Origin of the sequence: Chryseobacterium defluvii, from assembly GCF_014204415.1 — a bacterium.
Lineage (GTDB): Bacteria > Bacteroidota > Bacteroidia > Flavobacteriales > Weeksellaceae > Chryseobacterium > Chryseobacterium defluvii_A.
The window spans coordinates 201,806-214,388 of record NZ_JACHLE010000002.1 but is presented as its reverse complement, the minus strand read 5'-3'; the positions used below and the strand labels follow the sequence as shown (position 1 = coordinate 214,388).

Sequence of the window (12,583 nt, the reverse complement as noted above, 5' to 3'; positions counted from 1 at the left end):
CAATGGATGAAATTTTAAATAAACTTACAGGCATTTTCCGGGAAGAACTGGATAATGATGAAATAATTATCACCCCGGAAACTACAGCCAATGATATAGAAGAATGGGATTCCCTTTCTCATATTCAGCTGATCGTAGCAGTAGAAAAAGCATTTGGTGTGCGTTTCACTTCTTCAGAGATCCAGAGCTGGAATAATGTAGGAGAAATGGTGGAGACCATTATGTCTAAATAAGAATTAGAATCTATGCTGCTTAATTCATACAGTTTCATTGCCTTTTTTATCATACTCTTTCTGGTTTATTACCTTTTGGGGAAAAATTCGAAGATCCAGAACGTATTTTTACTCATAGGGAGCTATGTGTTCTACGCAAGTTGGAGTTGGGAATTCTTATCGTTGCTTATCATTTCCACTGGAGTTACTTACTTCATAGGAAATAAGATAAAAAGTGCTGAAGGAAAATCGAAGGTCCATTGGTTAAGATTGGGTGTTTTCCTCATCCTGATCCAGCTTCTGTATTTTAAATATTTTAACTTCTTTATTGAAAATTTCAACGAGCTTTTAAATTTATTCGGGATCCGGGACAGGATGAAGCTCCTGAATATTCTTTTCCCGATAGGGATCAGTTTTTACTCATTCAGGATGATGGGGTATTTACTGGATATCAGGAACAATAAACTGAAAGAAATTCCGTCACTTCTGAATTACTCGGTTTTTATTGCATTCTTTCCATGCATCATTGCAGGGCCTATAGACCGGGCAACGCCTTTTTTAAATAATATAAAAGATAAAAGAGATTTTTCTTCCACTCAATTTACAGATGGCCTGAAGCAGATCTTATGGGGATTATTCAAAAAACTCGTGATCGCAGATAATATTGCCACGATTACCTCTCCTTTATTTGAATCGTATCATACGTTGAATGGCAGTGCCTTATTCATAGGAGCAATGCTGTATTTCATACAATTGTATTCGGATTTTTCGGGATATACCGATATGGCGATGGGGATTGCAAAGCTGTTGGGCATTAAGATCCAGCAGAATTTCAATTATCCCTTATTTGCCCAAAATGTTGCGGATTATTGGCGGAGATGGCATATTTCACTTACTTCATGGTTAACGGAATATGTATTTACGCCTTTGTCCATTACATTCAGGGATTATGATAAATACGGACTCATCATGGCTATTATGGTCAACTTTTTAGTGGTGGGTTTCTGGCATGGGGCCGAGTGGCATTATATATTTCATGGCATTGTCAGCGGAATTATGTTTATTCCCCTGATCTGGAAAGGAAAAATGAATAAGAAAGTGAAAAGCTCAAATAATATTATTCCTACTAAAGAAGAGCTGAAAAATATCCCGGTAACCTTTGTACTGTTCACCCTGCTGATGATCCTCTTTTTTGTAAAAGATATGGAAATGGCGGTCAACTATTACAAAGGGATTTTCTCACTTTCTTTTTTCCAGCTTCCGAATTATCCGGTTCAGAAAGAGATCGTGCTTCTTATCATCTCCATGCTTATTGTGGAATGGATCGGAAGAGATAAGGAATATGCCATCAAAGAAATGCTGGTGAAGCAGAATGTGGCTCTGAGATGGGGATTCTATTACGTATTGGTGTTTTTGGTATTTTTGTTTTATATAGCTCCTAAAGGGTTTATTTATGCACAATTTTAAATCATGAAAAAATCACTATTAAGATTAACTGCATTTTCCATACTCCCTTTATTGTTTATTGGGTATGCCATATACATTACAGGAGAAAAATCGGATGATTTCTATAAAAGATTTACTTCTCCGCAGCAAAACTCCCTGATCCTGGGAAGTTCCAGGGCTGCTTCCATGAATCCTGAAATCATGGATAACATTATCCATAAAAAATATCCCAATGCAGACCTGTATGATTATGCCTTCACCTGGGCGCATTCACCTTACGGACCAAAATACCTGGAGTCCATAGAAAAGAAAACAGATCCGGATACTAAGGACGGGGTGTTCATCGTAACCGTTGAACCAACTGCTCTGATGGTGGATAAGACGCAACCGGATGAAGCGGAATACTATGTCGAAAATGATAAATCCGTAGCACAAACCTCTTTGGTGGCGATTAACCCGAATATTGAGTATTTATTGGAAAACTATAATTTTTCCATTACGAACGAGATCAATAAAAAGATCCGTCCGCCTAAAAATGTGATCGCAGAAGTGGAGATCCTGGATAACGGGAAAGTAAACGGGAAGATCATCAAAAGAAATTCACCGGAAAAGCAGGCCAGGATCAATGCCGGGAAAATGAAGGAACTTGAATACAGGGTACAGGGATTGAAAATTTCGGAGAACAGGCTGGCCTACCTCTCCAGGACCATAGAATTTCTTAAAAATCATGGAAAGGTTTTCATGGTCAGGATGCCGGTGAATAAAGTGCCATATGCCATAGAGAATAAATATTACCCCGATTTTGATAAGAGAATGATCGAAATTGCGGCCAAAGAAGGAGTGCATTACGTTAACTATAATGACACGTCAAATAATTACCAATGGACAGATGAGGTACATCTGGAGCCGGAATCTATGAATAGATTTTCGGCGGTTGTTGCACAGGATATATTATCCCTTAATTGATTGCTAATAAGCTATATTAATCGTATTTTCGAACCCTCTAATAAACTTATGATGAAGACATTTACAGAACTAAAGAAAAACATAAAGACAAAACCGGAAGGACTAAAGAAAATTAAAGTAGCCCTGTTGGGTGATACGGCTACCCAGTTTTTAAATCTTGCATTAAAGGGTGCTGCTGTGGACGAAGGCTTCGATCTGGAAGTTTTTGAAGCCGATTTCGGGCAGGTTTCCCGTCAGATTTTGGATCCTACCTCCGAATATTATGAATTCAATGCGGATTATACCATCCTTTTTGAATCTTCGCACAAATTACTGTCCCAGTACTATAAGAATTATAATTCCCAGCATGTTTTTGCCCAGAATAAGATCAGTTATATAGAAGAGCTGTATGAGACCATCCAAAGCAGGATCAAAAGTAAAGTGATATATGCTAATTTCTCCGGGATTGATAATCAGGTTTTTGGGAATTTTGCCAGTAAGGTGGAATCATCCTTCGTTTATCAGCAGAATAAGCTCAACTATTTGTTATCAGAACTGGCTGTTAAAAAAAACAATCTTTTTATCGCCGATCTGGCTTCCATTCAAAATAAATGGGGAAGAAACTTCATGTTTTCCCCAAGCATTTATGTGAACACGGAAATGGTATTGTCTATTGATGCCTTGCCTATCGTAGCCCACCATGTGGTAAGCATTGTATCTTCCATTGAAGGTAAATTTAAAAAATGCCTTATTTTGGATTTGGATAATACGACCTGGGGCGGAATTATCGGTGATGACGGCCTTGAAAAGATCCAGATCGGAAGCCTGGGTATAGGAAAAGCCTTTACGGAATTCCAGTATTGGGTAAAATCTTTACAAAAGAGAGGTATTATTTTGGCAGTTTGCAGCAAGAATGATGAAGATAAAGCGAAAGAACCTTTCGAGAAGCATCCTGATATGGTCCTTAGAATGGATGATATTGCCGTTTTTGTAGCCAATTGGGAAAACAAGGCAGATAACATCAGAAAGATCCAAAACATATTGAATATTGGCTTTGATTCCATGGTTTTCCTGGATGATAACCCTTTCGAAAGAAACCTTGTAAGAGAAAACCTTCCCGATGTTTGCGTTCCCGAACTTCCTGAAGATCCTGCAGAATACCTGGAATATCTATACAGCTTAAATCTTTTCGAGACGGCAAGTTTCTCTGAAAATGATGCCGAAAGGACAAAGCAATATCAGGTAGAAGCTCAAAGAGCCATTGCCCTTGACAGCTTTACCAATGTGGAAGATTTCCTTAAAAGCATGAATATGGTCTCCGATGTTCAGTCATTCAATACCTTTTCCAAACCGAGAGTCTCCCAGTTGACCCAGCGCTCCAATCAGTTCAACCTGAGAACGATAAGATATACGGAACAGGAAGTCGAAACACTTATGAGTTCGGAGAATCACCACACCATTTCTTTCACGCTGGAAGATAAATATGGTGATAACGGGCTGATCTGCGTTATCGTTCTCGAAAAGAAAGACCCTGAAACCCTTTTCATTGATACCTGGTTGATGAGCTGCCGTGTTCTAAAAAGAGGAATGGAAGACTTTACATTGAATACCATTGTAGAGACCGCCAGAAAGAACGGGTATAAATATGTAGTGGGAGAGTATCTCCCGACGGCAAAAAACCAGATGGTACAGGATCATTATGAGAGACTGGGATTTGAAGGTAAAGAAGGCAGATGGGTGCTTAATGTAGAAGAATATCAGCATAAAGAAGTCTACATTGTGAGCAAAACAGAACAATTAATAAACAATTAAAATAATATACATTATGGACAAGAATGAAATCTTAACAAAACTGACCGGGCTTTTTCGTGAAGAACTGGATAATGAAGAAATCGTATTAAACTTCGAAACAACAGCGGAAGATATTGAAGAGTGGGATTCTCTTTCCCATATTCAGCTGATTGTAGCGGTAGAAAAAGCCTTCGGGGTACGTTTTACCTCTTCAGAGATCCAAAGCTGGAACAATGTTGGAGAAATGATCGACTGTATATTGACAAAATAAGATGATCCTAAAGCTTAATCAGAAATTTCAGCATCAATTTAAGGTTGATGAAAGTACTTATAACAGTTTCCTCCATATTTTTGATGACTGGAATTCCCTGCATGTTGATGATGAATTTGCCCGGAGTAAAGGCTTTAAGGCAAAAGTGATGCACGGGAATATTCTGAATGGCTTTCTCTCTTATTTCATTGGTGAACTTTTACCTTCGGAAGAAGTAATGATCATTTCACAAAGCATAAATTATAAAAATCCTGTTTATCTGGATGATATCCTGAATTTTGAAGCGGTGGTCGCCGACCAGTCCGAGGCTGTAAAGGTCAATACTTTCAAGTTCAGATTTATCAATACGGACAATAAGATTGTAGCCTCAGGGAAAATACATATAAAAGAATTGACGTGAATAGAGTAGTTTTAACCGGAGGTTCATCCGGAATAGGGAAAGAGATCAATATATACCTTTTGGAAAAAGGGTATGATGTATTATTCACCTATTGTCATTCCGAAGCATCTGCCAAAGAAATAGAGGCCCGATTTGCCAATGCAAAAGCATTTCAGGTAGATCTTACATCTGCTGAGCAATTAGAGGCTTTTTTAGCAGAAATTGAGACTTTTGATCCGGATATCCTTATCAACAACTATTATAACGGAACCTTCATAGATACGTATTTTCATAAAACGGACGCTGACAAGTTCCTGAATGATTTTAAGAACAATGTGATGCCTGCCTTACAGGTTACCCAGAAATGCATCAATGTTTTCCGGAAGAAAAAATACGGAAGGATCATCAATATTCTTTCATCGTCACTCAATTCACCGGCGATGGGAACATCCGCCTATAATTCCAATAAGGCTTATCTGCTTCAGATGAGTAAAAGCTGGGCGGTAGAAAATGTGAAATTCGGGATCACCTGCAATTCCATATCTCCGTCTTTTATTCCTACGGATTTTCATAAAAATATGGATGAGAGGATGAAAGAAACCATACTTTCCGGCTATCCGCTGAAAGATAAACTTGAAAGCAGGGATGTATCCAATATGATCGATCTCTGCATCAACGGAGGAAAACATTTTAACGGGAACCATCTCTTCCTGGATGCTTCACATTATTAACCTCAATTGAATCTATAAATAAAAGCTGATGCAGTTTACCTCTATTGTTTTTATCCTCTTTTTTGCTGTCTTTTTTGGGCTGTATTGGTTCGTATTCCGGAAGAATCTGAAATTACAGAATCTTTTGCTGCTCATTGCCAGTTTCGTTTTTTACGGGTACTGGGACTGGAGGTTTCTGGCACTTCTTATCGGAAGTTCGGCAGCCGCTTATTTTTTAGGGCAGAAGATTGGTGAAAGTGAAGGGAAGAACAAAAAGATTTTCCTCAATCTGGGACTCATTCTGGCCATAGGAACCCTATTTTATTTTAAATACTTCAATTTTTTTATTGACTCTTTTGCAGAGCTGTTCAATATACAAAATACGCTTACCCTGACGATCATTTTACCGTTGGGGATCAGCTTTTACACGTTCAGGATCATCAGTTATTTCCTTGATATCAAGAACAAAAAGCTGAAACCGGAGACTGATATTGTGACGTTTTTCAATTATATCGCTTTCTTCCCAAGTATGACCTCGGGCCCGATAGACAGGGGCGGGCTACTGCTTCCCCAATTGAAAAAAGAACGGGTTTTCACAGTGGAAACCGGTTCAGATGCAGCCAGGCAGATCCTGTACGGAGCCTTCAAAAAATTAGTGGTAGCAAACAGTATTACGCCGATCACGCAGAATATATTCCGGAATTATGAAGACCTTTCTGGAAGTACGGTTGCTTTCGGGGCCATTTTGTTCCTGTTCGAGATCTATGCGGATTTTTCCGGGTATTCGGATATGGCAATCGGTTTTGCAAGGCTTTTAGGATTCAATATCACCAAAAACTTTGCCTTTCCCCTGTTTGCCCAGAACATTGCGGAATTCTGGAGAAAATGGCATATTTCCCTCACTTCATGGCTCACGGAATATGTTTTCACCCCTTTGGTGATCCAGTTCCGGGATTATGAGAAAAAAGGGCTTATTGCCGCCATTATCCTGAATTTTATCCTGATCGGGGCATGGCACGGGCCAAAATATACTTTTGTTCTGTTCGGATTGCTTCACGGCCTTTATTATATTCCCTTAATTCTGACCAATAAACTGAACAAAAAGAAAAAATTCACCAAGCCGATTCCAACTTTTCAGGAATTGGGGAATGTCTTGCTGACCATGGTGATCGTGTGTTTCGCTTTCATTCTTTTTACGGCACCTACTCTTACGGATGCTGTGGGAATGTACGGCAGGGTATTCAGCTTGTCTTTCTTTTCCGTTCCACAGTTTATCAAGCTTAAGATCTTAGCTTTAATAGGAATTCTGCTTTTGATCGACTGGCTGAATAAAGACCAGGAACACGGGCTTGAGATCAGCAGGTATAATCCGTGGATCAGAAGAGGGGTTTACGTTTTCCTTATCTTTATGATTATGTACTTTGGGGTTTTTGGTAATGGTAATTTCATTTATGAACAGTTCTGATTATGAAAAAGTTTTTATTTAAAATATCACTATACATTATTGGGATCATTGCCGTGTTATTATATCTGGGCAGTTTTGCTGATGGGAATACGGATGATAATTACAGGCATTTTACCGGCCCGAAACCATCGGATATGATCTTAGGGGATTCCAGGGGTGTGCAGGCTGTTGTTCCGGACGTTCTGGATGGCAAATTTAAAGGCAGAACATTCAATAATTTCGCTTTTAATATCGGGGATTCTCCCTACGGTCCGGTTTACCTTAAAGCTTTAAAAAGAAAGATTAATCCTGATACAAAGAACGGGATCTTTATTTTGACGGTTGATCCCTGGAATTTATCAGTCAGTAAGGATATCAAAAGTGTGGAAGATTTCCCGGAGAAAGTCTCTTCACTGAACAGCATGATCTTCTATGATATGGATCCCAACTACGAATACCTTATCAGGAATTTCAGTAAAAGCTGGTTCAATATATACAGGGATAGGGAGGCAGTGGCCAGATCCAATACCTACCTTCATAAGAACGGCTGGATGGAAGTCTCAGTAGATATTACTCCGGATACCATCAGAAAAAGGGAAGATAAAAAGGTAAAGGAATATATTGGTTTTGCCTCAAAACAGGTTATTTCGCAGGATCGTATAAAAGCTCTGGAAGATATGATCGGTTATCTGAAAGGGAAAGGAGAGGTATATCTGGTAAGAATTCCGGCTTCGGAAAGGCTTATGCAGCTGGAACATTCATACGCGTCTGATTTCAGTATGAAGATGCGTCAAATATCAAAAAAAAACGGAGTCAGGTTTTTTGATTTCTCTTCGGATATGGGTAAATACATTTATACAGATGGAAACCATATGTACAAAGAGTCCGGCAAAGTATTTACCGCGCAGATCGCTGATTCTATTCTTCAGAATAAAAAACCGAACTAAAAAAGATCTTTTCGGAAATTAATATTATATAACCCGGAACGTATACTCTGAAAATCCGTGATCAGGTATCTGAAGATCATACTCCATTTTCTTAAAAGCGGAGCATTGGCTATTTCAAAGCTGCGGTACATCCTTTCGATATGAAGCTTGATATTCCCCGGAATGCTTTGTTCTGCCTGTGCCCAATGATTTACTTCTTTCCAGAGCAAAACCCGGGTTGAAGACGGCTTTACCTTTCTGGAGTCCACTTGAGTAATCCTATTATCCTCATGAACACCTCGCATGGCCACAGCCTTATCCACGATACCCGGATAAAGTTTCAGGTAGTAGGACAGGCGGAATAAGAATTCCGTATCCTGATGAAGCCTTAAATGGGTTTTGAAAAAGGGATTGAGCTTCTTTATCATAGATTCCCTGCGGATAGTCAGGGCATCAATGCTGAAAAGGCCAAAGCTTCCTTTCATATGGATCTGCCCCGGGAAGACATCTTCAGGAGGGTGGTTTTTGTAAACAGTAGTTAAATGATCCTGAAATAAACTGTAATACTGTTCTTTAGCCTTTTCGGAATAGTAATGTACGCCTAAAGCTCCATATACACCTTCCACATCGGGGGTTTTGAAAAGTTCTCTTTCGGCATCAAACCGGTTGGGAAGATAATAATCGTCAGCATCAAGGAAGGCAATAAAATCTCCGGTCGCTTTTTCCAGTCCCAGATTCCGGGTGGCTCCGGCTCCGTGATTTCCTTTGTCCGGATGCTGGTAAAGTTTTACCCGGTCATATCGGGACGCAAGTTCCTGACACACCTGTAAGGCATTGTCGGGGGACTTATCCTCTACTAAAATAACCTCATATACATCCTCAAGATTCAGCGCTGATTCTACGGCTTGGGAGACATATTTTTCAGCATTATAGACAGGAATTATTACGGAAACCTTTATCACAATATGATTTAAAAAAACGGAATTATTACTTTATTAATATTTTCGGGAAGATCTGCTTAATGTCGAGATTTAAGCTTTTATATAGTTGAGGATAAGCTTTTTCATTTCCCCAGATCCCGTATTTTTCTTTTTCGCGGATGTAGGAAGTGATAAAAACCTGATTGACAGGTTGTATTTTATCGATAAGCTGCTTGCAGATCTCAGGGTTTTCCTCTACCGTTTCATCAAACCTGATGTATATATGGAGAGAATCGGTTGGTTTGAGGATCTCTGTAAAGCCGATCACCGTATCATAAAAGAAATCCACATCTTCAGAACCCTTGAAGTCATCTATTTCCAGAATATATAAATAAGCTACAGGCTTGCTTCCGATAAGGTCAAGCAATCTTTTGCAGCGTTTTTCAAAAGTTTTCCTCAGATCAGGATTGTCCAATACTGCTTTGGCATGGGTAAACTCGGCATTGGGATATTTTTCGGCGTATGTGTTTCCTTCCTCATTTTTTTTGAGGTCCTGAAGGAAATATTTAAATTTTTCCTTAATATTATTGCTTACAATCTGAAGCCCCAGGATCGGTTTCAGGCGGATCCAGTCATACGGAAGGCTCTGCTCGCGGATATTCAGGATATCGAGGGAATGTGCGGCATGGCAGTCCCTGCCGATAGGGATGATATATTTTTCAGATCGGTATTTTTTATTGATTTCCAGGAAATATTTATACTTGGTTCTTGGAACATATATCAAAGGTATTTTCATCAGTGCAGTTATTTATGAAGATAATAATATCTGTATCTCGTTTTTACAATATTGCGATTGCTCAGAATTGCAGATACAAAGTTAAAAAATTTTGAGACACCTTTTTTTCGAGCGATTCTAAATGTAAGATAGAAAAGATAAATATGTTCCCGGTACTTTGGGTCCATATTGGTGGTTTTTGCCCATTCATATAAGGATTGTCTGAGAAGAAACTGTCTTCTGTCGAACTCGGGAGAGAATTTTTTTATTTTAGTGATCCTGTTGTTGTCATGGATGCCTCTCATCGCAATAGCTTTATCAATAATTCCTGATTTAAGATGCGTATGATAAGACAACTTCACAATAAAATCCGAATCTTGGTGAACCCTTAAATTTTTATTGAACTGCAGTAAATGTTTAACTAAAGCTTCCCTTCTTATCGTTAATCCGTTCAGGTGAAAAAACACGCCAAAAGGCTTTTCAGACATATTGATAAGCCCTTTAAACACATCATGCCCTTCAGCAGGGTAGTTGACAGTAGTCAGTTTTGAGGAATTGAACTTTTTATTATACTCCTGTTCTCCCTTTTCAGACAGAAAATCAACGCCAATGGCGCCAAAAATCCCATCAATTTTCGGGTCTTTAAAGATCTCTTTTTCCGCTTCAAACCGGTTAGGCAGATAATAATCATCAGAGTCCAGAAAGGCGATGAACTCGGATTGAGCCTTCTCCAGCCCCAGATTCCGGGTAGCCCCGGCTCCGTGATTCCCTTTATCGGGATGCTGGTATAATTTTACCCGCGGATTTTCAGAAGCCAGCTTTTCACAGATCTTCAATGAGTTATCGGTCGACTGATCCTCAACCAGAATAACTTCCTTTACTTCCCCGAACTGCAAAGCAGATTGTACCGCCTTTTCTAAAAATTCGGAGGCATTGTAAACCGGGATGATTACAGAAACTTCAAACATTATAAAAAAGATTGGTTATTGTGTGCCCAAAGTGCCAGCTGTAAAAGATTCCAGTGCTTCTGGTCTTTATTCAGGAACTTTTGAGCGGCATGATAATCAATGATATTAAAAACTTTCTGATTCTTATCATTAAGCAGGTCATTGGACAGCTTCATTAAATTCTCTTCCTGAAACCAACCTGCAGCACTCATTCCGAAGCCCTGCTTGTGACGGTTACGAATGGTTTCCGTCCAATAAGAGTTCATGGCTTCGCGAAGGATGATCTTATCGTTCTCTGTGTTCAGTTTCAGCTGTTCTGGGAGCTGGATACAGAATTCCGCAAAATCTATATCCAGAAATGGAGTCCTTACTTCCAGAGAATTGGCCATCGCCATACGGTCAGATTTCACCATCATATTGCCCGGAACATACTTTTCCAGGTCTGTCCGCATAATATCGTTCAGGGAATCAGGATCAGGAGTGAAGCTGTAAGGCTGCTTATAATCTGCTGTGATGCCTAATGCAATCCTTTCTTCCTTATTGAAGGAATTCCTTACAAAATTCTGGTGGAAATCCAGGATGTTATCATACTCCAGATTCTTTTGAGTGATAAAAGAGGTTTGCCTGATCTTCTGATACAGCTTCATGCCGAATCGGGCCATTATATTTTTATAGCTGAAATGATTCTTCAGCTTATTTTCAATAGTGTAGAAATTATACCCGCCGAATAATTCATCGCCTACGTCTCCGGAAAGCACTACGGTGAGATTTTTTCTGGCACTTTTACAGATCTCATAATGAGGAATAAATGACTTGTCTGCGAAAGGCTCATCCAGGAACGGAGTGACATGCAGAAGAGAGGTCGCTAAATCTTTTTTTTGTTCATGTATCTCAACATGATTGGTATGATATTTCTCTGCGATCTCTTTAGCGTATTTCAGTTCACTGTCTTCGTGGTCATACCCGAAACTGATCGTGGTGTGATGAGGTAAGAATTCGGCAACGAGTGCCACAACAGAAGAGGAATCCAGTCCACCGCTCAGGAAGCTTCCTACTTCTACATCAGCAATAAGCTGTTTTTTTACGGCATTCTTTAAAAGATAGGTAAATTCTTCCTTAGCATCGGATAAGCTTATGTGCCGATCCTTTGCCGGAAGGCTGTAATATCTTGAAACGGTCACTTTACCATCTTTCCAGATCAGCTGGTGCGCAGGTGGTAAAGTAAAAATATTGCTGTAAATACTTTGATAGGCATTCACATAGCCATACTGTAAATAGTGGGAAAGGGCTTCGTTATTTACCTGAGGCTGAATTAATCCCGACGCTAAAATCGCCTTGATCTCGGATGCAAAAATAAATTCATTGTTTTTACCGATGGCATAATAAAACGGCTTTTCTCCAAATCGGTCCCTTGCGCAGAACAATTGCTGCTTTTCCTCGTCCCATATTGCAAAGGCAAACATTCCCGGAAGGTCATGGATGAGTTTTTCCTTTTTCCTCTGATACATAGCAAGAATCACCTCTGTATCTGAACTTCCACGGTAAGGGTATTCTGCGTATTGATTTTTAATGCTTTGATAGCCATAGATCTCACCATTCAGGACAATGCATTCTTTTCCGGTATTGGAGAACATGGGCTGTTTTCCATTTTCGGATAGATCGATGATTGATAGCCTTCGATGGCCTAAAGCAGCATTCTCATAAAACTCATGATGGGAAGCGTCCGGCCCGCGATGCGACATGGCATCGGTCATCTTCTGAATGATAGTCTGGTAATTTCGGGCGTTATTGGTTATTATTCCGGCTATTCCGCACAT

General features: G+C 39.5%; 13 protein-coding genes. 9 read left to right on the top strand and 4 right to left on the bottom strand.

From position 1 onward, the window contains the following. Positions 1 to 2 precede the first annotated feature (2 nt). Genes HNP38_RS09410 through HNP38_RS09370 form a run of 9 tightly spaced genes read left to right on the top strand, consistent with a single transcriptional unit; the run spans position 3 to position 8,145 of the window. Positions 3 to 233 (top strand): acyl carrier protein, encoded by a 231-nt coding sequence (locus tag HNP38_RS09410; protein ID WP_184188301.1) that lies wholly within the window; start codon positions 3 to 5, stop codon positions 231 to 233. 12 nt (positions 234 to 245) lie between these two features. After that, entirely contained in the window at positions 246 to 1,679 is a 1,434-nt protein-coding gene (locus HNP38_RS09405) for an MBOAT family O-acyltransferase (protein WP_184188298.1), read from the top strand. A gap of 3 nt (positions 1,680 to 1,682) precedes the next feature. Beyond that, on the top strand, positions 1,683 to 2,624 hold the full coding sequence (locus tag HNP38_RS09400) for a hypothetical protein (RefSeq protein WP_184188294.1): 942 nt from the start codon (positions 1,683 to 1,685) through the stop codon (positions 2,622 to 2,624). A 48-nt stretch (positions 2,625 to 2,672) separates the two neighbouring features. Beyond that, positions 2,673 to 4,415 (top strand): HAD-IIIC family phosphatase, encoded by a 1,743-nt coding sequence (locus HNP38_RS09395; protein WP_228461023.1) that lies wholly within the window; start codon positions 2,673 to 2,675, stop codon positions 4,413 to 4,415. Between the two features lie 13 nt (positions 4,416 to 4,428). After that, positions 4,429 to 4,665, top strand: a complete 237-nt coding sequence (locus tag HNP38_RS09390; protein WP_184188290.1) for an acyl carrier protein — start codon at positions 4,429 to 4,431, stop codon at positions 4,663 to 4,665. A 1-nt stretch (position 4,666) separates the two neighbouring features. After that, positions 4,667 to 5,065: a MaoC/PaaZ C-terminal domain-containing protein gene (locus HNP38_RS09385; protein ID WP_184188287.1), complete on the top strand. Its 399-nt coding sequence runs from the start codon at positions 4,667 to 4,669 to the stop codon at positions 5,063 to 5,065. Next, positions 5,062 to 5,775, top strand: coding sequence for an SDR family NAD(P)-dependent oxidoreductase (locus tag HNP38_RS09380; protein WP_184188284.1), 714 nt, complete (start codon positions 5,062 to 5,064; stop codon positions 5,773 to 5,775). Before HNP38_RS09385 ends, HNP38_RS09380 begins: the two co-directional genes overlap by 4 nt. Positions 5,776 to 5,803: 28 nt before the next feature. Further along, positions 5,804 to 7,219 (top strand): MBOAT family O-acyltransferase, encoded by a 1,416-nt coding sequence (locus tag HNP38_RS09375; protein ID WP_184188281.1) that lies wholly within the window; start codon positions 5,804 to 5,806, stop codon positions 7,217 to 7,219. A 2-nt stretch (positions 7,220 to 7,221) separates the two neighbouring features. Continuing rightward, positions 7,222 to 8,145 (top strand): hypothetical protein, encoded by a 924-nt coding sequence (locus HNP38_RS09370; RefSeq protein WP_184188278.1) that lies wholly within the window; start codon positions 7,222 to 7,224, stop codon positions 8,143 to 8,145. On the opposite strand, the gene HNP38_RS09365 is transcribed toward HNP38_RS09370, so the two are convergent. The 4 genes from HNP38_RS09365 to asnB are packed head-to-tail and all read right to left on the bottom strand — an operon-like array spanning position 8,142 to position 12,583. Then, complete coding sequence (locus HNP38_RS09365; protein WP_317166717.1) at positions 8,142 to 9,086, bottom strand: glycosyltransferase family 2 protein; 945 nt, start codon at positions 9,084 to 9,086, stop codon at positions 8,142 to 8,144. The two genes, HNP38_RS09370 and HNP38_RS09365, sit on opposite strands and share 4 nt — an antisense overlap. 25 nt (positions 9,087 to 9,111) lie before the next feature. Beyond that, a complete protein-coding gene (locus tag HNP38_RS09360; RefSeq protein ID WP_184188275.1) occupies positions 9,112 to 9,840 on the bottom strand; it encodes a DUF1796 family putative cysteine peptidase in 729 nt (242 codons plus the stop codon). A gap of 8 nt (positions 9,841 to 9,848) precedes the next feature. Further along, positions 9,849 to 10,787 carry a glycosyltransferase family 2 protein gene (locus tag HNP38_RS09355; RefSeq protein WP_184188272.1) on the bottom strand — a complete coding sequence of 313 codons (939 nt, stop codon included), beginning with the start codon at positions 10,785 to 10,787 and terminating at the stop codon, positions 9,849 to 9,851. After that, a complete protein-coding gene (asnB, locus tag HNP38_RS09350; RefSeq protein ID WP_184188268.1) occupies positions 10,787 to 12,583 on the bottom strand; it encodes an asparagine synthase (glutamine-hydrolyzing) in 1,797 nt (598 codons plus the stop codon). The genes HNP38_RS09355 and asnB overlap by 1 nt, the downstream gene beginning before the upstream one ends.

Bases quoted from the DNA above. Each gene is read 5' to 3' on its own strand.
- asnB (WP_184188268.1), bottom strand. From the start codon at position 12,583: ATGTGCGGAATAGCCGGAATAATAACCAATAACGCCCGAAATTACCAG.
- HNP38_RS09390 (WP_184188290.1), top strand. From the start codon at position 4,429: ATGGACAAGAATGAAATCTTAACAAAACTGACCGGGCTTTTTCGTGAA.
- HNP38_RS09370 (WP_184188278.1), top strand. From the start codon at position 7,222: ATGAAAAAGTTTTTATTTAAAATATCACTATACATTATTGGGATCATT.
- HNP38_RS09375 (WP_184188281.1), top strand. From the start codon at position 5,804: ATGCAGTTTACCTCTATTGTTTTTATCCTCTTTTTTGCTGTCTTTTTT.
- HNP38_RS09360 (WP_184188275.1), bottom strand. From the start codon at position 9,840: ATGAAAATACCTTTGATATATGTTCCAAGAACCAAGTATAAATATTTC.
- HNP38_RS09410 (WP_184188301.1), top strand. From the start codon at position 3: ATGGATGAAATTTTAAATAAACTTACAGGCATTTTCCGGGAAGAACTG.
- HNP38_RS09405 (WP_184188298.1), top strand. From the start codon at position 246: ATGCTGCTTAATTCATACAGTTTCATTGCCTTTTTTATCATACTCTTT.
- HNP38_RS09385 (WP_184188287.1), top strand. From the start codon at position 4,667: ATGATCCTAAAGCTTAATCAGAAATTTCAGCATCAATTTAAGGTTGAT.
- HNP38_RS09400 (WP_184188294.1), top strand. From the start codon at position 1,683: ATGAAAAAATCACTATTAAGATTAACTGCATTTTCCATACTCCCTTTA.
- HNP38_RS09395 (WP_228461023.1), top strand. From the start codon at position 2,673: ATGATGAAGACATTTACAGAACTAAAGAAAAACATAAAGACAAAACCG.
- HNP38_RS09355 (WP_184188272.1), bottom strand. From the start codon at position 10,787: ATGTTTGAAGTTTCTGTAATCATCCCGGTTTACAATGCCTCCGAATTT.